This window comes from Caproiciproducens sp. LBM24188 (genome assembly GCF_054130445.1).
Window position 1 is genome coordinate 2,417,394 of the sequence record NZ_CP196862.1, and the last position, 21,908, is coordinate 2,439,301.

17 protein-coding genes and 4 pseudogenes are annotated in these 21,908 nt (G+C 45.4%); 9 read left to right on the forward strand and 12 right to left on the reverse strand.

The window, feature by feature from the left end:
* The first annotated feature begins 107 nt into the window (after positions 1–107).
* The 7 genes and pseudogenes from ACSVDI_RS11375 to ACSVDI_RS11405 all read left to right on the forward strand — a co-directional run.
* A complete protein-coding gene (locus ACSVDI_RS11375) occupies positions 108–1,400 on the forward strand; it encodes a radical SAM protein (RefSeq protein WP_457943040.1) in 1,293 nt (430 codons plus the stop codon).
* Entirely contained in the window at positions 1,401–2,669 is a 1,269-nt protein-coding gene (locus tag ACSVDI_RS11380) for a radical SAM protein (RefSeq protein ID WP_457943042.1), read from the forward strand.
* Positions 2,670–2,686: 17 nt separating this feature from the next.
* Entirely contained in the window at positions 2,687–3,559 is an 873-nt protein-coding gene (locus ACSVDI_RS11385) for a GNAT family N-acetyltransferase (RefSeq protein ID WP_457943044.1), read from the forward strand.
* On the forward strand, positions 3,552–4,274 hold the full coding sequence (locus ACSVDI_RS11390) for an ABC transporter ATP-binding protein (RefSeq protein WP_457943045.1): 723 nt from the start codon (positions 3,552–3,554) through the stop codon (positions 4,272–4,274). The genes ACSVDI_RS11385 and ACSVDI_RS11390 overlap by 8 nt, the downstream gene beginning before the upstream one ends.
* Positions 4,258–5,031 carry an ABC transporter permease gene (locus ACSVDI_RS11395; protein ID WP_457943046.1) on the forward strand — a complete coding sequence of 258 codons (774 nt, stop codon included), beginning with the start codon at positions 4,258–4,260 and terminating at the stop codon, positions 5,029–5,031. Before ACSVDI_RS11390 ends, ACSVDI_RS11395 begins: the two co-directional genes overlap by 17 nt.
* Before the next feature lies 1 nt (position 5,032).
* The gene (locus ACSVDI_RS11400) at positions 5,033–5,557 is read left to right on the forward strand and encodes a CPBP family intramembrane glutamic endopeptidase (protein ID WP_457943048.1); all 525 of its coding nucleotides are present in this window, start codon (positions 5,033–5,035) and stop codon (positions 5,555–5,557) included.
* A 227-nt stretch (positions 5,558–5,784) separates the two neighbouring features.
* Positions 5,785–6,246, forward strand: a pseudogene (locus tag ACSVDI_RS11405) (transposase); the annotation flags it as partial.
* A 54-nt stretch (positions 6,247–6,300) separates the two neighbouring features.
* Here ACSVDI_RS11405 and ACSVDI_RS11410 read toward each other — a convergent pair.
* Together ACSVDI_RS11410 and ACSVDI_RS11415 are read right to left on the reverse strand one after the other, a co-directional pair.
* Positions 6,301–7,167: pseudogene (locus tag ACSVDI_RS11410) on the reverse strand (IS256 family transposase); the annotation flags it as partial.
* 47 nt (positions 7,168–7,214) lie between these two features.
* Positions 7,215–8,402, reverse strand: a pseudogene (locus ACSVDI_RS11415) (IS256 family transposase).
* A gap of 97 nt (positions 8,403–8,499) precedes the next feature.
* On the opposite strand from ACSVDI_RS11415, the pseudogene ACSVDI_RS11420 reads away from it, so the two are divergent.
* Positions 8,500–9,231 (forward strand): annotated as a pseudogene (locus ACSVDI_RS11420) (IS256 family transposase); the annotation flags it as partial.
* 224 nt (positions 9,232–9,455) lie between these two features.
* Here ACSVDI_RS11420 and ACSVDI_RS11425 read toward each other — a convergent pair.
* The 5 genes from ACSVDI_RS11425 to ACSVDI_RS11445 form a co-directional block, all read right to left on the reverse strand.
* Positions 9,456–10,175: an HAD-IA family hydrolase gene (locus tag ACSVDI_RS11425; RefSeq protein ID WP_457943050.1), complete on the reverse strand. Its 720-nt coding sequence runs from the start codon at positions 10,173–10,175 to the stop codon at positions 9,456–9,458.
* A gap of 71 nt (positions 10,176–10,246) precedes the next feature.
* Complete coding sequence (gene pfkA, locus ACSVDI_RS11430; RefSeq protein WP_457943052.1) at positions 10,247–11,215, reverse strand: 6-phosphofructokinase; 969 nt, start codon at positions 11,213–11,215, stop codon at positions 10,247–10,249.
* Positions 11,216–11,326: 111 nt separating this feature from the next.
* Entirely contained in the window at positions 11,327–14,827 is a 3,501-nt protein-coding gene (locus tag ACSVDI_RS11435; protein WP_457943054.1) for a DNA polymerase III subunit alpha, read from the reverse strand.
* 45 nt (positions 14,828–14,872) lie between these two features.
* Complete coding sequence (locus ACSVDI_RS11440) at positions 14,873–15,295, reverse strand: NUDIX hydrolase (protein ID WP_457943056.1); 423 nt, start codon at positions 15,293–15,295, stop codon at positions 14,873–14,875.
* A gap of 30 nt (positions 15,296–15,325) precedes the next feature.
* Entirely contained in the window at positions 15,326–16,231 is a 906-nt protein-coding gene (locus ACSVDI_RS11445) for a LysR family transcriptional regulator (RefSeq protein ID WP_457943057.1), read from the reverse strand.
* Positions 16,232–16,484: 253 nt separating this feature from the next.
* Between ACSVDI_RS11445 and ACSVDI_RS11450 the strand changes: the two genes are divergently transcribed.
* The gene (locus tag ACSVDI_RS11450; RefSeq protein ID WP_457943059.1) at positions 16,485–17,258 is read left to right on the forward strand and encodes an SDR family NAD(P)-dependent oxidoreductase; all 774 of its coding nucleotides are present in this window, start codon (positions 16,485–16,487) and stop codon (positions 17,256–17,258) included.
* Between the two features lie 70 nt (positions 17,259–17,328).
* Here the strand turns inward: ACSVDI_RS11450 and ACSVDI_RS11455 are convergent, their stop codons facing one another.
* From ACSVDI_RS11455 to ACSVDI_RS11475, 5 genes are all read right to left on the reverse strand, one after another.
* Entirely contained in the window at positions 17,329–18,012 is a 684-nt protein-coding gene (locus ACSVDI_RS11455) for a 4Fe-4S double cluster binding domain-containing protein (RefSeq protein ID WP_457943061.1), read from the reverse strand.
* Between the two features lie 15 nt (positions 18,013–18,027).
* Positions 18,028–18,963, reverse strand: coding sequence for a DNA-binding protein WhiA (gene whiA, locus ACSVDI_RS11460; protein WP_457943063.1), 936 nt, complete (start codon positions 18,961–18,963; stop codon positions 18,028–18,030).
* A 25-nt stretch (positions 18,964–18,988) separates the two neighbouring features.
* Complete coding sequence (gene rapZ, locus ACSVDI_RS11465) at positions 18,989–19,849, reverse strand: RNase adapter RapZ (RefSeq protein ID WP_457943065.1); 861 nt, start codon at positions 19,847–19,849, stop codon at positions 18,989–18,991.
* Between the two features lie 170 nt (positions 19,850–20,019).
* The gene (murB, locus tag ACSVDI_RS11470; RefSeq protein ID WP_457943067.1) at positions 20,020–20,928 is read right to left on the reverse strand and encodes a UDP-N-acetylmuramate dehydrogenase; all 909 of its coding nucleotides are present in this window, start codon (positions 20,926–20,928) and stop codon (positions 20,020–20,022) included.
* Positions 20,929–21,030: 102 nt separating this feature from the next.
* Positions 21,031–21,771, reverse strand: a complete 741-nt coding sequence (locus ACSVDI_RS11475) for a phosphatase (RefSeq protein WP_457943069.1) — start codon at positions 21,769–21,771, stop codon at positions 21,031–21,033.
* Positions 21,772–21,908 lie beyond the last annotated feature (137 nt).

Sequence of the window (21,908 nt, forward strand, 5' to 3'; positions counted from 1 at the left end):
GAAGCAAATCTCTACTTAATGAATTAGAAAATTCCTTTTGATATTTGTTAGATATTTTCAATACCTAACAAAATACTAAAGGAATTTTCTATTATGGGAGTAATAATATGGAGATCAAAGCTATTAAAAACAGTCATATTATCTTGCATAATGATATGTTTGATTTAGCTATACCAATGAAGGATAAAACATATGACTATGTAATTTTGGATCAAATCAGTAGTGAAGTATTAAAGAAAATAGATGACGGCTTAAATTATGACGATATTATAAGTTTTTTTTCTTGCAAATACAATGAACCGAGAGAAGTTTTAATCAACGATTTTTCTGAAGTATTTAAAGAATTTTCTAGATGTGGTCTAATTGAGGATTTAGATAAATCTTCATTTTATGCAATCGAGGATATAGTTGATAAAGAAGCAGTTCGGACAAGTGAAATTATAAATAAGTCATATTATGATACTAATACCCCATATAGAGTTTTCCTAGAATTAACGCATTTCTGCAATTTACGTTGTAAGCATTGTTATTTGGATGATTATAAATCCACCTATATAGAATATGATCAAGTAATTAATATATTAAATCAACTTAAAGCAAGTAATGTAGTGGAGCTGATTTTATCTGGTGGAGAAATTTGTTTATATCCAGATTTAATTAAGGTAATAGAATATGCTTCTTCAAGATTTGTGTTAACATTATTGACAAATGGTTCATTAATCACAAAATCCTTTATTGAACAAATAAAAGATCTTCCGATCTATGAAATACAGATATCTCTGTATGGCATGAGGGAATTACATAATGAGTTTGTTCGAGCAAACAGTTGGGATAATAGCATCCAAGCATTAATGAGAATCAAAGAATCTATGGGTATCGGGAAAGCTGCAATTGTATTAAATAATCAGACTTATTCTGATACATTTATCCTTATTGATTACTTAAAGAAACATGAAATTGAATATCTAGTCACTCCAATCATTAATAGTTCAGTTAACGGCAATACGAGAACGCATAACTTTAGGTTAAACTCTAGTCAATTAAGGGATTTTTATTCTAAGTGCGACAAAAAGGTTGGTGGCAGTCTTTGCACAGCAGGAATTTCTCGTTTTAGAATTACACCGTCTTTAATTGTATATCCGTGTGAATTACTCGAAAACTTTCCGTTTGGTTCTTTGAAAGATAAGTCGTTTGATGAAATATTAAATTCAGTAGAACGCAGAAAATGGATAAACTTAATGAAAAATTTAAAGCCTGATAAAGATTGCATTATTTGCAAAAATAAAAATCTATGTCCAAGTTGTATTGGTATGAATTATATGGAAAATAAAGACTTTAGTGTTAAAAATCAATTTGCATGCCTTATAGCTAATATACAGGCAGAAATGGGGTTGAATTAAATGATACGCGGGAATTATATTGAAAGAGAAATAGAAGGAGAAAAATATTTTATCAATATAGAAAATATGAGTAAAATATTTTCACAAATTCCGGATGATTTTGATGAAAACTATAATCCGAAATTTTCAGAAAGAAAGATTAATTATTTTGTTTTGTTTATTACAAATAATTGCAATATGAGGTGCTCTTATTGTTTTGAAAAAGGAAATACCAATGGAAAGCAAATGACATTTTCTACTTTGGAAGCAATAATTGAATTTATTAATGAGAGTACTTGGGTAGATAACGAAATCTGTATCCGCTTTTTTGGTGGAGAGCCTTTATTAAGAATCAGTTTTATAGAAAAAGCAATTGAAAAAATTACACAAGAATTGCCAAATAAGAAAATTAAATTTAATATATTTACGAACGGGACTATTTATTCTAATAAAGTTTTAAAATTATTGGAAAAATATGATATGACATTATTTATAAGCTATGATGGAAATAAAATATTACAAGATAAAAATAGAAGATTTGGTAATGAAACTATTAGCAATGAAATAGTTTCAAAGAATATCAACAAATATACTAGTTTTTTTCCTTTGAAGGTTGCAATTAGAAGTGTTATAGATATTAACGACATAGAATATCTCAATGATTGTATAAACAATATTATTTCATTAGGAGCAAAACAAATATCGATTACTTTACCATGGAAAGTTAAATATAATGAAAATGAAATACAGAATTTTCTATTCAAAGCAGAGGGTGTACTAAATAAATTTTATGATGAATTATTTGATGATATTATTAATCATGAATATAATAAAACAGCTATTCAACCTTTAACTCCTCTCATTTATAAATTTTTAGATGATAATTCAAAAATTGATGATCGTGCATGTGGAGCAGGGAGAGAATTGATGGCTATCGGAAGTAACGGAGATATTTACCCTTGTCATGCGTTTTTAGGTGAAGAGAAGTTCTTGACCGGTAATATATGTCAAAATAAATTTGTTGAAGATAATATATTAGCTAGTTGTAATTGTAATACATCTGACCAGTGCAAAAACTGTGATATAAAATATTGCTGTAGCACAGTTTGCAAAGCGGACAATTATTATATTAGTGGGAATTTAAATACGCCGCCTTTATATAAATGTAAAATTAGAAAATATATTTTTGATAAATGCATTTTATTAACACAAAGATTAAAAAATTATCCATCGGAAAAGAGATTACTTATTTTAATGCGTAAAAAAAATACCATAGAGAGATATGCTTAATGGAGATTAATTTTAGATTGGCAAATGAAAAAGATATACCCTATATTATTGAATGTTCTAAAGACAAAGAATATCAAAAATACATTGATAATACATCTAATAAAAAAATTGATCTAAATAAAATATATCTGGTTGAATTCCGCAAGAAAACTATCGGTTTAGTTGAAATTGCGAGCTTTGATAAAATCAACAAGAATTTGTCATTTAATTTATTCTTAAATAGTAGCTATCGAATCTTTAATGGCTTATGTCTTTTAAAAGTAATTGACTTTCTATTTAATCAATACAATATACATAAAATAATTATAAAAGTTAAAAATGAGAATGAAAATATGATCAAAATGCTTAATAGATTGCATGTGATATGTGAAGGTAGTTTTGCTAAATTGAATATATATAGCATTGTAAAAAATGAAATTGAAACATATAAAGATATTAAATGGCAAGACTTAATTTCGCATGATAATGAATTGCTATATGGAAGACGTATCGAGAAAAAATCGAGTAAAGAAATATATGATATACTTAAAAAAAATAGGTTTATTGAATGTTTAAATGTTTTTAGTAATGATTATACAATTAATTATTTGATTACAAGTTCTTATAATAAAATAATTGTTAGATGTAAAAAAGATGATTATTATTGCTATATTACACTTGGATATAGAGGTACAATAAAAAGCGAAGATATAATCTTATTAAAAAATTTTGATTATTGTAAAGGAATGAAAATTTGTTTACAGTTGTTATCTAATGACGATATTTTACCTCTATTTCTATTAAATGGTTTTTCTATTGATTTGATCTTAAGAGATCAAATAAAAATAGGCAGGAATTATTATTCCGTTGTCTCAATTTCTTATTTGAATAGGGAGAACAATAATGCTTGAAATAAATAATATAAATAAAGCTCTAGATGATAAAATAATATTACAAGAAATTTCGTTTCAAATTAAAGAATCCCAAATCTGTGGAATATTAGGGAAAAATGGTGCGGGGAAAACAACACTCCTAAAGATAATAAGCAATATTTTTCTAGCCGATTCAGGAGAAATTTTGCTTGATAATAATGCGATTAATAATAATGATTTTTATTCAATATTCGGAGTTGAAAGAAGTTTGTATTGGACAATAACTGCCTATGAGAATATATTATACTTTTCTAGGCTAAAAGGCATTAATAAAAAAGAAATAGATTATAAGTTACAATATGCCGATGAATTAAAATTTGTAAAACCATTTTTGAATCAGAATACTGGAAAATTGTCTTTAGGTCAAAAACAATTGGTTTTGATTTCAATTCTAATGATTGTTAATCCAAAGTTGATGTGTCTTGATGAACCCTCTAATGGTTTGGATATTCAGAATCAAAAAATTTTAGAAGATTTATTATTACGATGCAGTAGAAAGACAAATAATATTATTCTTATATCTTCTCATGATATCGACTTTTTATATAATATATGTGATATATTTGTAATTCTTGATGAAGGAAAAATAATTACAAGAGTAAATAAAATAGAAAACAGTTTAGAACGATTAAAAGATATATATCTTAAAATGATTAGTTCACAAAGCGAGGTTGAGAATGATGAAATTTCTTAAAATTTTATTAAGTGAAATCCGCATGAATGTATTTGAGTTTATGAATTATAAATTTGCTTTTATAATCGATATAGTAGTTTATACTATACTGTATGCATTTTTTATTTTAACTGGATCTGGGTATAAGTTAACGCAGCAATATGCTATTAATGATTCAAGAGAATTGGTTTTGAGCGCTTATATAATATGGATTATTTCATTGGCTCCTATTGAGGCCATATGCAATGAAATTAGGATGGAGAATATTAAAGGTACTTTCGAGCAAAAATTAATGTCCGTATTCCCGATTTGGTGGATTCTATTATGTAAAGTTTTATCATCAATTATTATTAATATTGTAGAAATAGTTGTTATATTAGTCATTGCTGCTTTCGCCTTTAAAGTATTTATATTTTACAATTTATTTCAGATCATTACAATTTTTATTAATATCATCGGAATGTCAGGTATGGCATTGATAATGGGAGCGATTGTAATTAATAAAAAAAACATCGGACAGCTACTATTTGTTGTTCAAATAGGGCTACTATTTCTATCGAATACTATAATAAGAGTCACAGGTGGAATTTTTGAAAAAATTATACCATTAAGTTATGCCAATCATATTGTGAGGTTAATAAATATGGGAAGTGGAAATATAGGTATAGAGATCATTGTTTTCTTTATGGTTTCGATAATTTGGTTAGCGGTTGGAATAATTTTATTTAATAAAGCAATAGAAAACTGCAAGAGAAAAGGAACTATTTCTCTTTTCTAATATGATTATAATTTTACATGCAGTATTATACAAAATTAAGTGTAAGCTCTATTATTTTAGTGGTATTTATTTACTAATTGTCGGAATATTTTCATATATTACGCAAGATATTCATCAAAATTTTAAAAAATGTTTATTTTTCTTTTTTGTCCTATTATTATATCTCTTAATAGTTACCTGCTATTCAACAAAGCAGAGTATTCAAGCAATTATTGGAATTTGTATTAGCAATAAGAGGTATTTATCTGGACTTGACATTCTTGGCATTTTAATTGAAGAACTAATATATCGTCAAGCAGCAATGTTGATATTATCGTTCTTCTTTCCCAAGGTAGCAACTGTTTTAATTATGACATTGCTTTTTTGGATAGTACATGAATTCTCAACGATGTTTCAAAAAGTTGAGTTTTTACTTTTTTCTTTACTTTTATGCTATGTTTTTTACATTACAAATAGCTTGGTTTTAATGTTAATAGTACACATTATTAGAAACTACATAATCGTAAATTGTGAGCGTATACAATAAATTAGCAATTCTACAAAAGTATAGAAAAGCAACTATTGCAAATCATTTCGTATGGTTGATAATACTGCCATTAGGCCTACTATAAAATTTATCCATTCTTTATGGAAATATTTCATTGAACAGGATAGAGTACAATAAAGTTCGCAATTTCGAGAAGGTATAGAAAAGCCATTGGGACTCCTTTAAAATGAATGGTGTCAAGACATTCAAAGAAGGAGTTGGCCCCAATGACTCAAGGAAAGAATAACACAGATCTTACGGAATTGCTACTGAAATGTATGGCGGAGCCCGACCCGATGCTCAGTATGCTGGAATGGCTCTGCGCTCAACTGATGGAGGCGGAGGTTTCCGGCCTTGTGGGAGCGGAAAAGAATGCGCACAATCCGTCTCGAAGTGACTACCGCTGCGGATATCGTCCCCGGAGGCTGGATACTCGCGTAGGGACGATGTATCTCATGGTGCCAAAGCTGCGCAGCCATGGATATATCCCGTTCTTTGTCACTGAACGCAAACGCAGCGAGGCGGCGCTGGTACAGGTTATTCAGGAGGCATTCGTGCAGGGCGTGTCCACACGGAAGATGGAAAAGTTGGCTCACAGTCTGGGGATAGAGAACCTCTCCCGCAGTCAGGTCAGTGAGATGACAAAAGGACTCAATGAACAGGTACAGGAATTTCGCAACCATTCTCTGACGGATACGGCTATGTCAAGAGAAGTTCGCAATTTGGGGACTCCACGAAATGAATTAAGCTGCGCTTAGCAGAAGTGTCTGAATCGATTTGGGATTCAAATATGCTCTGGAAACGGACCAGTCTTCAGCGTATTCCATGAGATATGTTGTAACCAACCGCAGATAGGAATCTTTGTTTGGGAATATCCCGACGACGTTGGTTCTGCGCCGGATTTCCTTGTTCAGCCGTTCCAGCATATTGGTCGATGAGATTTTACGGGCATCAAGCTCGGGGAATGCATAGAAAGCCAGTGAGTCCTCCAGCCCGTCTTCCAGAAGCTCGATTGCTTTGGGAAACCGCTTCCCATATTGCTCCGACAACTGTTTTGCGCGCTGTCGCGCTAATTGGACGGAAGGCGCCAGCCAGATTTCTTTCAGTTGGACCGCAAAGGATTCTTTTTCTTTCTGCGGTATATGGGCCAGAATATTTCGCATGAAATGCACTTTGCAGCGTTGCCAGGATGCGCCGGGAAAACTTTCTCGGATGGCGGCAATCAGCCCTTTGTTCGCATCGGAAACCACCAGCAGCGGTGTTTTCAAGCCGCGATCCAAAAGACTTTGAAACAACTGGGAATAGCTCTCTTTGGATTCGTCCAGCATCGGCTCCACGGCGAGAATGTCCCTGTGCCCTTGCTCGTTGACGCCGCAGACAACCATCACCGCCATGCTGACGACACGGCCATCCATACGGACTTTTTCGTACAGGGCATCCGTCCAAATGACAGGATAACGAGTATCCGTCAGAGAACGGTTGCGAAATTCCTGTACCTGTTCATTGAGCCCTTTTGTCATCTCACTGACCTGACTGCGGGAGAGGTTCTCTATCCCCAGACAGTGAGCCAACTTTTCCATCTTCCGTGTGGACACGCCCTGCACGAATGCCGGCTATGTCAAGAGAAGTTCGCAATTTGGGGACTCCACGAAATGAATTAAGCTGCGCTTAGCAGAAGTGTCTGAATCGATTTGGGATTCAAATATGCTCTGGAAACGGACCAGTCTTCAGCGTATTCCATGAGATATGTTGTAACCAACCGCAGATAGGAATCTTTGTTTGGGAATATCCCGACGACGTTGGTTCTGCGCCGGATTTCCTTGTTCAGCCGTTCCAGCATATTGGTCGATGAGATTTTACGGGCATCAAGCTCGGGGAATGCATAGAAAGCCAGTGAGTCCTCCAGCCCGTCTTCCAGAAGCTCGATTGCTTTGGGAAACCGCTTCCCATATTGCTCCGACAACTATTTTGCGCGCTGTCGCGCTAATTGGACGGAAGGCGCCAGCCAGATTTCTTTCAGTTGGACCGCAAAGGATTCTTTTTCTTTCTGCGGTATATGGGCCAGAATATTTCGCATGAAATGCACTTTGCAGCGTTGCCAGGATGCGCCGGGAAAACTTTCTCGGATGGCGGCAATCAGCCCTTTGTTCGCATCGGAAACCACCAGCAGCGGTGTTTTCAAGCCGCGATCCAAAAGACTTTGAAACAACTGGGAATAGCTCTCTTTGGATTCGTCCAGCATCGGCTCCACGGCGAGAATGTCCCTGTGCCCTTGCTCGTTGACGCCGCAGACAACCATCACCGCCATGCTGACGACACGGCCATCCATACGGACTTTTTCGTACAGGGCATCCGTCCAAATGACAGGATAACGAGTATCCGTCAGAGAACGGTTGCGAAATTCCTGTACCTGTTCATTGAGCCCTTTTGTCATCTCACTGACCTGACTGCGGGAGAGGTTCTCTATCCCCAGACTGTGAGCCAACTTTTCCATCTTCCGTGTGGACACGCCCTGCACGAATGCCTCCTGAATAACCTGTACCAGCGCCGCCTCGCTGCGTTTGCGTTCAGTGACAAAGAACGGGATATATCCATGGCTGCGCAGCTTTGGCACCATGAGATACATCGTCCCTACGCGAGTATCCAGCCTCCGGGGACGATATCCGCAGCGGTAGTCACTTCGAGACGGATTGTGCGCATTCTTTTCCGCCCCCACAAGGCCGGAAACCTCCGCCTCCATCAGTTGAGCGCAGAGCCATTCCAGCATACTGAGCATCGGGTCGGGCTCCGCCATACATTTCAGTAGCAATTCCGTAAGATCTGTGTTATTCTTTCCTTGAGTCATTGGGACCAACTCCTTTTTGAATGTCTTGACACCATTCATTTTATCGGAGTCCCAATGGCTTTTCTATACCTTCTCGAAATTGCGAACTTTATTGTACTCTATCACGGATACCCGTTATCCTGTCATTTGGACGGATGCCCTGTACGAAAAAGTCCGTATGGATGGCCGTGTCGTCAGCATGGCGGTGATGGTTGTCTGCGGCGTCAACGAGCAAGGGCACAGGGACATTCTCGCCGTGGAGCCGATGCTGGACGAATCCAAAGAGAGCTATTCCCAGTTGTTTCAAAGTCTTTTGGATCGCGGCTTGAAAACACCGCTGCTGGTGGTTTCCGATGCGAACAAAGGGCTGATTGCCGCCATCCGAGAAAGTTTTCCCGGCGCATCCTGGCAGCGCTGCAAAGTGCATTTCATGCGAAATATTCTGGCTCATATACCGCAGAAAGAAAAAGAATCCTTTGCAGCCCAACTAAAAGAAATCTGGCTGGCACCTTCTCTCCAATTAGCCCAACAGCGCGCAAAGCAGTTGTCGGAGCAATATGGGAAGCGGTTTCCCAAGGCAATCGAGCTTCTGGAAGATGGGCTGGAGGACTCACTGGCTTTCTATGCATTCCCCGAGCTTGATGCCCGTAAAATCTCATCGACCAATATGCTGGAACGGCTGAACAAGGAAATCCGGCGCAGAACCAACGTCGTTGGGATATTTCCAAACAACGATTCCTATCTGCGGTTGGTTACAACATATCTCATGGAATACGCTGAAGACTGGTCCGTTTCCAGAGCATATTTGAATCCCAAATCGATTCAGACACTTCTGCTAAGCGCAGCTTAATTCATTTCGTGGAGTCCCCAAATTGCGAACTTCTCTTGACATAGCCAATGTCGACTGTTGCTAATATAACTTTTAACTGTCTTAGTAAGCGGGTTGACATAAAGCCGAGTCTAATTGAGTAAAAAAATCCCCATCATCTGCATAATGCATGATGATGGGGATGGTAAATCGCCATAGATAATAGGCTTTTCTTATTCGATTTTTGACAGCTGCAAATTGTGTTCTTACACTTCCTTATGACGTTCCGCCTTGGCAGAGTTTTTCTTTTCTAACCGGCAGAAACCGATATTATTTTCAACCCTGGGCGCGGAAATTTTTTCACTACCCCACAAAATTGTCTCCAGTTGTGTGAAGCTGTCGATATTGTAATCAGCATATTCATAGGTTTCTTTCGAATCGTCCTGAAAAAAGCAGGAATGAACGCCCGCGTTTTTCGCGGCTAAAATATCCAGGTCACGGTCACCGATCATGATGGTCTGCTCCGGGTTCAAATCATGTTTCTGAATCAAAAACATGAGCGCATCCGGGCTGGGTTTTCGGGCAAACCCGTGCCGCTCAGTAATAAAATCCGTAAAGAAGTCGTACATGCTGTACTGCTCTAACAGCAGCAGTGCGGAATCCCCACGGTGCGTATACAGAAAGTTCTGCCCGCCCGTTTCTACAATTCGCCGGCAAAGTTCCGGAATCCCGGGGTACGGGCCGCAGCGTTCCAGCTCCAGCGCACGGCGGCTTTCTTTATAGTGCTCCAGAAAAGCCTCATTAATCCCATACTTTTGCCGGTAATATCGAAACGCGTGGGACATCGATTTTTTCATTTGTCGGTAAATTTCCAAATACGGCTCATGTATCCCTATCTCTGCCAGCTGCTTGTGGAAAAGCCCAGCCATAACTGGGTACGTGTCGAACAGGGTGCCGTCAAAATCCCATGCCACAAACCGATACAAAACGTTTCCTCCTGTTGGAAAAAAATAAACCCCGCCCGAAAACGGACGGGGTAAAAATTAAGCCGCCAAAATCAGATGGAAACAACATGTGCAATGTCGTAAAGATCTTTGTCGAAGGTGCGCTTCATATTCAGAGCTTCGGTAATATCGAAATCCGTAATCTTGCCGCCCTGCATGACAACCACGCGGTTGCTCTTGCCATCTTTCAGCAGTTTGGTCGCGTAATAACCCATGGCGCTGCCGGCTACACGGTCACGCAGTGAGGGGGAACCACCACGTTGAACGTGGCCGAGCACGGTTGCTCTTGTTTCAATTCCGGTCTGCTTTTCAATTTCTTTCGCCAAATCTGCCACACCGCCGACACCTTCGGCAACTACGATGATAAAATGCTTTTTGCCTGTTTTCTGGGTAAAACGCATCCGTTCAATAATATCGCGCTGGAAATCGAACGGCACTTCCGGCACCAAAATGGAGGTTGCGCCGACCGCAATACCGGTCTGCAGGGCCAAGTCGCCGCAGCGTCTGCCCATTACCTCAACCACACTGCAGCGGTCATGGGATTCTGTTGTATCGCGCAGGCGGTCAACCATTTCCACCGCAGTATTCATAGCGGTATCAAAGCCAATGGTGTATTCGCTGGAAGCAATGTCGTTGTCGATGGTACCCGGAACGCCAATGCAGGGAATGCCAGCTCCGGTCAGGTCACGCGCGCCACGGAAGGAACCGTCGCCGCCAATGACCACAACACCGTCAATGCCAAGCTCACGACAGTGGTCAGCTGCCTTCTTTACGCCCTCCGGCGTATTAAATTCTGGGCTGCGTGCGGTAAACAGCATGGTGCCGCCGTGGTGGATAATATCAGAAACACTGCGCAGATCCATTTCCTGCACATCTTTATTCAAAAGGCCGTTATATCCTCTGTGCACACCAAGAACGCGCATACCGAATGAAATACCTGTTCGAACCACCGCACGAATGGCTGCATTCATGCCCGGAGCATCACCGCCGCTGGTTAAAACAGCAATCGTTTTTTTACTCATATAATCCCCCTCTTTTCAAAACAAGCATAACGCTACTTACAATATTATAGTCGATTCGACAAATAATAATCAACTAAAAAGTATGGATTATTTTTTCTAAAATATGGACTTTTATTGCATGTCCTCAACTAGAACAACATTTTCTGGTCCAAGCAGTTTATTCAGTTCGCGCAGCAGCACGTCGTTCACGCTGACCCGCATGGAAAGCGGCGCGCGCATCAGCTTTTTGGTGTCGTTGAAATAGAGGTACAGCGGCGTAGTTCCGTCGAAAATCGCCAGATATTTTTTCGCCCGATCGTATTCTGCGCTGTCTATACCCGGCACCTTAAGGTACAGCCCCGGGTGCTTTGCCTTTTTGTGAGGAGTTTCTTCTTTTCCGCCGGAATCGGCGGAGTTGGCCCGGTCGGCAGGTGCAACCGATTCGCAAATGAGTTTGGCATCTTCGTCTTCACGGATGCTGACGCGGCCGGACAAGCGGACAATCCGTCCCTCTGAAATCCATTCACCGTATTGGGCAAGGGTTTTGGGAAACACCAAAACTTCCATGGAGCCAAACATATCTTCCAGAATCAGAAACGCCATCGTGCTGTTACTCTTGGTAACCTTCATGCGAACACTGGAAAGAATGCCAAGAAGGGTAACCCGGTCCCCGTCATGAAAACGTCCTCCCTCTTCGCGCACGTCATCCAGGATGTCCCCGGTGCGGCTGGCGTGAATCTTGTCATACTGATCAATATATTCCGCCATCGGGTGGCCGGAAAGATACATCCCGGTTACTTCCTTTTCCATCGCCAACTTATCCGCTGTGCTCAGGTCGGGCATATCGGGCACCGAATACTCCTGTTCTTCGGCAACGGCCGGGTTATCAAAAAAGCCCATCTGTCCGTCCACATTACGCTTCTGGTCCGCGTCCAGAAAATCCAGCACGCCGTTCACGCTGGCAAGCATTTGATTTCGATTCAGGCCAAGTCCGTCCAGTGCGCCGCATTTCACCACGCTTTCCAGCGAACGACGGTTCAGTTCACCAAACAGCCTCTTGCTGAAATTATAAAAAGAGCTAAACGGGCCGTTTTCCTGCCGGTCGCGCAGCAGGGCGAGTAAAAAGCCCTTGCCCAGGTTGCGCACCGCAAGCAGGCCGAAACGGATGTCTTTTCCGGTAACGGTAAACCCAAGTCCGCTTTCATTCACATGGGGCGGAAGCACCCGGATGCCCAGGCGCAGACACTCCGCAATGTAGCCCGCCAGCTTATTGGTATTGTCGAGCACGCTGGTCATCAGCGCCGCCATATATTCGCGAGGATAGTAGCATTTCAGCCATGCCGTCTGGTAGCTGAGCAGCGCGTACGCGGCCGCGTGGGATTTATTGAACGCGTAGGAAGCAAAGCTCGCCATCTCGCCGTAAATCGCCTTCGCGGTTTCCTCGTCCACGCCGCGGCGGATGCAGCCATCCACCTCCACTTCTCCCTGCTCGTTTTTCAGGCCGTAAATAAAAATCTTGCTTTCCTGCTCCATAACCGCCGCTTTTTTCTTGCTCATGGCACGGCGGACAATATCCGCGCGCCCCAGCGAATAACCGGCAAGGCTTCGAAAAATCTGCATGACCTGTTCCTGGTAAATAATGCAGCCGTTGGTCACATCCAGAATTGGTTTCAGGAGCGGATGGCGGTAAGTCACCTTTTCCGGGTGGTTCCGGTTTTCCACATAGCGCGGGATACTTTCCATCGGCCCCGGGCGGTACAGGGAAATTACCGCAATCAGGTCTTCGATGTTAACCGGGCGAATCTGCATAATCAGACTGCGCATACCGCCCGATTCAAACTGGAATACGCCGTCCGTCATACCGGCGGTCAGCATGGCGAACACTTTTTGATCGTTTAGCGGAATGTTCTCAATCCGGAACCCCGGCTGCTTTTTCGCAATCATCTCCTGCGCGTCGCGGATCACCGAAAGGTTCCTCAGGCCAAGAAAGTCCATTTTCAGCAGTCCCAGTTCTTCCAGCGTGGTCATAGTGTACTGGGTGACTGTGGAATCGTTGTTTTTGGCAAGCGGAACATAATCGGCAACCGGGCGGTCGGTAATGACAACACCCGCCGCGTGCGTGGAAGCGTTGCGCGGCATGCCTTCTACCTTCCGTGCCATGTCGATGAGGTCGTGAATCTGCGGGTCAGTGTCATATCGCTGCTTCAGTTCGGGGGAAAGCTGCAGTGCGCGGTCCAGCGTCATATTTGGTTCCATGGGCACCAGCTTGGCGATTCCGTCCACCACGGCGTAGGGAATTGCCATGGCGCGTCCCACGTCACGGATGGAACCGCGCGCCGCCATGGTACCGAACGTAACAATCTGCGCCACATGGTCGGCGCCGTACTTGTGCACAACATATTCAATCATTTCCGGGCGGCGTTCATCCGCAAAATCAATGTCGAAGTCCGGCATACTGACGCGTTCTGGGTTCAGAAAGCGTTCAAACAGCAAATTGTAGCGGATGGGGTCGATTCCGGTAATACCGATGCAGTAGGCGGCAAGGCTGCCGGCACCGGAGCCTCTCCCCGGGCCGACGGGAATGCCTGCCTCTTTTGCGTAGCGGACGAAATCATGCACAATCAGGTAGTAATTGACATATCCCATCTTCTCGATGGTGTTCAACTCGTATTCTAGCCGGTCAATCAGCGCCGGGTCAGGGTTTTCGCCATAATGGCGGTATAACCCTTTGTAACACTGTTCGCGGAAATAAGCGGTATTTTCCTGCCCATTCGGCGTGTCGAAATGCGGCAGCTTGGTTTTTCCAAATTCAAACTCCACGTTGCACCGCTGTGCGATACGTACGGTATTATCCGCCGCCTCGGGGTGGTCCGGGAAAAGCGCGCGCATTTCCTCTTCGGTTTTATAGTAAAACTGATCGGTTTCAAACTCCATGCCGTCCTTGTCCTCAATGGTATGGTTTGTTTGAATACAGAGCAGAATATGGTGCATTTTGCTGTCTTCCCGGCTGATGTAATGGCAGTCGTTGGTCACCACCAGCGGGATGCCCGTTTCCTGCGAAAGCCGGATGATGGACGGGTTGATGCGTTTTTGCTCCGGAATGCCGTGGTCCTGCAGCTCCAGATAAAAATTACCCGGTCCAAAAATTTCGTTATAGCGAAGCGCGGCTTCTTTCGCGCCTTGATAATCGTTCGCGTTCAAAGCACGCGGAATTTCCCCAGCAAGGCAGGCAGACAAGGCGATCAGCCCTTCATGATGCTTTTCCAGCAGGTCAAAATCCACGCGTGGCTTGCTGTAAAACCCCTCCGTCCACGCTTTGGAAACCATGGCAATCAGGTTCTGGTATCCGGTGTTGTTTTCGCACAGCAGAACAAGGTGGCGGTTTTCCCCGTCCAATTCATGCACTTTGTCAAAGCGGGTACGCTGCGCGACGTAGACTTCACACCCGATAATCGGTTTTACACCCTGCTTTTTTGCGGCCTTGTAAAAGTCAACCGCACCGTACATGACCCCGTGGTCCGTCACGGCAACTGCAGTATCCCCCCGTGCGGCCGCGGTTTCCACCAATTGATTGATGCGGCACGCGCCGTCCAGCAGGCTGTATTCACTGTGCAGATGTAAATGAACAAACATCGCGCACTCTCCTTTCAAATTGCTCGGAACCGGCGGCGAGCCGCCTTACTTTACAAATTCCTGCACTTTTTTCATCAGCTCCGGCTGAATTTCAGGATAGGTGAGATTTTCCGGCATATTGGGGAACAGAACGACCTGCTCCATTTCAAAGTCGGGCAGTTCCTGAAATCCATAAATCTCGGCAAAGTAAAGCATTCCGAACGTTTCGGAATCGTCGTGCAGCCCTTCCGTTACGGAATACACACAGACCGGCCGAATATGGAACCGCACCGCTCCGGTTTCTTCATAAAGCTCCCGCACGGCGGCGGCCCGAATTTCCTCGCATGGCTCCCGATGACCGCCAGGCACTTCATAGGTGGTTCTGTTCTTATGCCTGCAGAACACCCACGCACCGTTATACCGGCAGACAATCACAGTGAATTTTAGGAGCGTATCATCCACATGATCATAAAATTTTACTTTCTGCATCCGAATTTTCCCCCTGTCAGTAGTTCTATTTTACTCCGCGGCAAGTCCGGTGGAAAGAGTTTTTTCCTCATTTCTCATTAAAATGTAATCGCGGAACTTTTCCAGGGCGGAATTTCCTTTCGCCCCTTTCCGCGTAATCATGCAAAGCTCCCACTGGTCTGCTCCAATCAGCGGCAGAAAGCAAACCCGGTCGTAGGTCAGCCTGTTTTCCAGGCAGAGCAGCGTAAAAGCGATCCCCTGATTCGACTGGCAAAGCTCCAAAACAGAAAGCAGTTCCGGCACGGTAAATGCAATATCCGGATAAATCCCCTCCCGGTAACAGCGCCGAATAATGTTGGTATAACACTTGTTCCGCTCATCCAAAAGAATCAGCTTCTGCCCTTTTAAATCCGCAAATTCCAGCGTGTCCTTTTTGGAAAGCGGATTGTCCCGGTTTACCAGCACACAGACCGGTTCGGAAAAAAGAGACGTTTTTTCAAAAACGGATTCGTCCACCGGCGCGACGGTAATCGCCAAATCGGTAACGCCGCTGCGGACGTCCTGTTCGCAGTGCAGGTCGGAGCCCTCCGTTACCCATACGGAACATTCCGGGAAAGTATTCGTGAACCGTTCCAAAAGGTCTTCTGCAAGAACCAGACGCATGCCGTTGGACAGGCCGAGGCGAAGTGTGTGCTCCTGCCGCATGGCGTGCAGGTGGTTCACCGTTTCATCCAGCCCAATCAAAAGGATTTCACTGCGCGTTTTCAGATATTCCCCTTCCGGCGTTAGGGAAATGCCCGCAACAGAACGTGAAAAAAGCGGTACTCCCAGTTCTTTTTCCAGTTGGCGGATGGTTTTGCTGACACCCTGCTGGGTCATAAACAGGTGTTCTGCCGCTTCGGAAAAACTATGATATTTACAGGTCTCATAAAAACACTTGATCTGCTTCAGTTCCAAAGCGCCCGCCTCCTGTTCTGCGAACCGTGCATTACAACTCCCGGTTGTGATTCGACAACTTTTCGTTGCTTTTTTCGGCTCCGAAAGATATGCTATAATAAATATATAATATAAGAAACTGGTTCATCCGTACGGCCGTTCCGATGAAAGCGGAAACGCACCAGTGGGTTCGCCGAACCGGCGGAATGGAACCGCCAAGTTCCCCCCAGGAAATAGAATGGCCGCAGTTTGAAAAAATGAAAGGAGTTTTTAAATGAATTTATTTGATTTGACCGGAAAGGTCGCCGTCATTACGGGCGCTTCCAGCGGCCTCGGCGCAGATGCAGCGAGAGCTTATGCGGAGCACGGCGCGGACGTGGCGCTTCTGGCACGCCGAAAAGAGAAACTTGCCAACGTGGCCAAGGAAATTGAAAGCATGGGCCGCAAAGCCATTGCCGTTCAGTGCGATGTTTCCGACGAGGAAAGCGTGAAAAACGCGGTTGCACAGGTTCTTGCCGCTTATGGCAAAATCGACATCCTGCTGAACAACGCAGGGGTCGCGTACGGCGGTTCCGTTGAAAACCTCGACGAGCAGACCTGGGACAAGGCCATGAACACCAACGTAAAGGGAATTTTCCTGATGTCCAAGTACGTTGTGCCGGGCATGAAGGAACGCAAATACGGAAAAATTGTCAACATCGCTTCGGTCAACGCCATTGTCGGCGACAAGGCTCCTGCTCTGGTGCGCCATGTTTATAACGCCTCCAAGGGCGGCGTAATGGGACTGACCGTCGGCATGGCTGCTTCCCTTATGCAGTACGGCATTACCGTAAACGCTGTGGGACCCGGCTTGTTTGAATCGGAAATGACTGCCGATACCCTGTTTAAAGCGCAGGATTTCATGAATATGTACAACGCGCTCTGCCCTGCCTCCAGACCCGGACGCCGTGGAGAACTGAGCGGTACAATCCTGTACCTTTCCAGCGACGCTTCCAGCTATGTGGCCGGCCAGACTATTTTTGTGGACGGCGGATTTACCGTCACCTGATGAATCGGCCGATTTTCAAAGCACTCCCCGCATTTTTGCGGCGGAGTGCTTTTTTCGTCTGGAACCCGTATCACTCCAAATAATAACGCCGCGCGTACGGGCACACAAAGATGCACTGTCCGCAAAGTGTAATTTCCTCATGGATGGTTTCCGCCGCCAGCTTTCGCGCCGCTGAACGGCACTTCAGTGCATGAAAAAAGGTTTCCCGGTCTTTTCGCGGCTCCCACAGTTCCCCGGTGATCGCCTTTCCGGGGCAGGCATCGGCGCAGGCCGTGCAGTTCCCGCACTGGGAATGAACAACCGGCTCCGCGCAATCCAGCGGCGCGTCGGTCAGCAGGGAGGACAACCACACCGCGGGGCCGTACTCTGGGGTGACCAAAAGGGCGGATTTTCCAATCCATCCCAGCCCCGCACGGGTTGCCACTGTTTTATGGGGCAGCCTGGTCCGGTAATCCTCCGTTTCCGTTACCACGTCCGTTGTCTGCGCAAAGGCCCGGAACCCCTTCTGCCGCAGGAAATCGGCACCCGCGGTCACCAAACGGTCCAGCTGTGCGTTCAAACGGTGATACGATTCAAAATAAGAACGTGTCGGCCCATGTTGAATCGAGCGGACCACCTCTTTGGGAAGGGCAACTGCAACGGATACGCCCCGGTTCATCCCGTCCCAGCCGAGTGCGGTTAAATCGGCAAAGCCCACCAAAGAAGCGCCCATAGCTAACAGTCGTTCCCGCAAATCTTCTTCCAGCTGTTTCAATCTAATCACTCCCGTTTACAACTCTTGAGCCAGCTCTACAATTCGCTGCAGCCGGTGGTTGATGCCGGAACGGCTGAGCGGTTCGGATAAGATTTCCCCCAGTTCACGCAGCGACATTTCCGGGTTCCGGTAGCGGAGCATGGCCAGCTCCTGAAGCTCCTCCGGCAGGAAGGACAACCCGTCGGCAGAGTTCAAAATTTTCTCAATGGCCAGCACCTGCTCGGCGGAAGCCTTAGCGGTTTTTCCCAGATTTGCCGTTTCGAAATTTGTTTTGCGGTTTACGTTGTTGCGCACTTCCTTAACCATCTGCGTCTGCATCAGCTCCATGGCGGCGTTCCCCGCGCCAAGGTAAGCAATCAGGTCGGCGACTCGTTCCCCGCCTTTCAGGTAAACCACATACGCTCCGCGCCGGTGGGTCAATCCTGGCTGAATGCCAAGCTCCACCACCTCGCCTATCAGCGCCTGCAAGTCCTTAGCCAGATTCATATACGGCACCACAAATTCCAGCTGATAGTCCTTCCGCGGATCGGTTGCCGTACCGCAGGAAAGAAATGCGCCGCGCAAAAAAGCGGAAATACAGCACTCGTTTTCCAAATTGGCGTACTGAATGCGCTGGCTGACCTCGTTGCCCGAAAGGCCAAAGCAGCTCAGCACTGCCCGGCGCTGGTCATCCCCGGGTACGGTCACCAGAAAAGACGGCTGGCTTTCCTTGTGCGGGCCGGACAATCTGTGTAAGGAATACTCCGATACCTCCGTAAACGCGCCCGTAATTTCAGCAATCAGCTGTGCGGCATGGTGGGCCGCCTCACGGTTCGCACATTTCACAACCATTTCAGATTTGGTAAAACTGCGCCCAAATAAAAGCAGGCCGTAGCACTCCGCCTTTCGACAGCAGGAGTTCTGCGGCATGTTTCGGCTTAATTCTGTTTTTACTCCGGACGAAAATGACATTTCCGTTTCCTCCGTTTATGCTTCGTTACTGCTTGTGGATGTCGCGGTGATGAACACTTGTCCTCATATTCTTTTCAATCAGGTGGTCATACAAAAGCTGAGCCAGCGTAACCGAACGATGATGCCCGCCCGTGCAGCCGACTGCGATGACCAGCTGACTTTTCCCCTCGTTGCAATACAGGGGAATCATGTAATCCACCAGGTCGAGGAAACGTTTGACAAACCCCTTGGTCTGTTCCCATTTCATAACATAATCCCGAACCGGTTGGTCTAGCCCGGTAAGGTGTTTCAGTTCGTCCACATAGTAAGGATTCGGAAGGCAGCGCACGTCAAATACTAGGTCCGCCTCCGCCGGCAGCCCAAATTTAAACCCGAACGATTCACAGTGAATCATCAGCGCATCGGAAGAATCGCCCAGGAATAGGCCCGAAATACGCTCTTTTAGCTGCGCGGGTGACAGCAGGGAGGTATCGATAATATAGTCCGCCTTTTCCCGCACTGGTTTCAGCACATCCCGTTCCAGGCGAACGGCCTCCTCCAAGGAGCCAAGGCAGTTGTCCGCCAACGGGTGCTTGCGCCGGGTTTCCTTAAACCGGTTGATTAATACGTTGTCGCTGGCATCCAGAAATAACATTTTATATTCCTTGTTGTCGGATTTCAAATTTTCCAGTGTTTGGAACAGGCTGGAAAACATATCGCCCCCGCGGATATCGGTCACGACCGCCACCCGGGAAAGCGCACCCTTGGCCTGCCGGGCGAAGTCATAAAAGGTTTCGATTAGTTTGGGCGGAATATTGTCCGCACAGAAAAATCCGATATCCTCCAGGGAATGCACCGCACGGGATTTCCCAGCTCCCGAAAGACCTGTTACGATTAAAAATTCCATTGTTCTTTCATTACCCTCCAAAATGCCGCAAGCCTTCAGGCCCCGTTGGAAAAATCAAAGCACCAGTCCAATTTGGCAAACGCCGCGCCGGCCGGTGCAGGGTTCGCCAAAAATCCGCCGTCTTTTATGGATGAAGCAAAGACCTAAGAAACCACTTCATCCGCGGCTTCTTAACGGAAGATCTTTACTTCGCATTCCAGCATAACGCCCGTCTGCTGGAATACCGTTTCCTTAATATAATCAATTAGTTTTAGAACGTCGTCGCAGGTAGCACCGCCCACATTGACAATAAAACCCGCATGCTTTTCGCTCACCATTGCGCCGCCGAACCGTTTTCCCTTCAGGCCGCAGCCCTCAATGAGGGCACCTGCAAAATGCCCCGGCGGGCGTTTGAATACGCTTCCCGCGCTGGGAAGCTCCAGCGGCTGCTTGGATTTTCGCCTGCTGTACAAGTCATCCATGACCCGCCGAATCTGATCCTTTTCCCCTTTCCGCAGGGAAAAACGAGCCGAAAGAATCGTGCTGCCATTGTCGGTATAAGCACTGTGGCGGTAACCAAATTCTAGTTCATCCCCCCGCAGGGTTCCGACTTCGCCTTCTTTGGTTACATGAGTGCAGGCAGTTATAACATCCTTCATTACGCCGTCATAAGCGCCGGCGTTCATATAGGCGGCACCGCCCACCGCACCGGGAATTCCCCATGCAAATTCCAATCCTGTCAGGGAATGTTCCTGGGCAAACGCGCACACCTGCGCCAGCGTGGCTCCCACGCCGGCCTCGATCTCGGTTTCCCCCGCCAGAGACACTGCGCCGAAGTTCCCGGCAAATGCAACCACCGCGCCGCGGATTCCAGCATCGCTGACCAGCATATTGGAACCGTTTCCAATGGGCAGCACCGGAATTTCCAGCTCATACGCCGTGTGGTATACCTGCTGAGCCCCGGCGCAGTCATATATGGTGATAAATAAATCTGCAGGGCCGCCGATTTTAAACGTGGTGTGCCGCATCATCGGTTCGTCGCGCAGCACCGTGCAGCCGGCCTGTTCGGCCACGGCCGCCAACTGATCCAGTTGGTTCATGATTTCCTCCGAATATTAAAAAGAATAAATGCAAACACCAAATTTTGCAACGGATTCCAGACGTGAATCAATCCACCCCGAACCCGAAACAAATGCCGAATCTTAAAGAGATGTCAGCGTATCAAACACGCCGGTATACTGCTTTACATACTGCTGAAAACGGGCCACACTGGAATTGACCACCAGTTCCTCCGGAAAATCAATTTCCTGAAGAAGCTTCAGGGAATTTTTAAAACAGCCTACCTGCGTGGAAAAGTGGGCGTCGGAATTGACGATAATCGGCACCCCATGCTTTTTGCACAGCTCCATAATTTTTTTGCAGTTCGGTACGGAAGTACTTCGGCTGACAAAAGTGCCCTCGTTCATCTCCACAAGTTTGCCGTTCCGTCCAAACTCCGGAATCACGCGCTCGTAGTCAAAGGGATAGTCGGCCATTCCGCAGTGGCCAATGACGCGGACATAGCGGTTTTTCGCCACGTTCAGCCATGCGTTCGTAACCAGTTCCACCGTCGGTTTCTGTTCCGGCATACAAACGCCGTGGATGGAAGCAATCACCCAATCAATATCATTGACACAGTCCGGTTCCAAGTCGATGGTTCCCTCATAATCGATGAGGTTGGTTTCCACCCCGCGAAGCAGCAGAACCCCTTCCAGCCGGTGCGGTAAAATGCGCATATTGTGGAAGTACCATTTTCCCGGCGCGCCGGGCATCGCGATTCCATGGTCGGTAATGGCAACCGCATAAAGTTTTTTCATGGCCGCGGCGTGAACCATCTCTTGCAATGTGCTGTAAGCATGCGTGGAAGCAATCGTATGCGTATGCGTATCCGCTATAATATTCATCCTTATGATTATCCTTTCGCCAATCCAATCCGCCGGTTCCAAAATGGTCTGCCCGTAAAATGATGCCGCTGGTGCAAACCGGCAGAATCGCCATCAAAGCGAAGCGATAAAGCCGGCAAAACCCCGGTTTCTGTGGA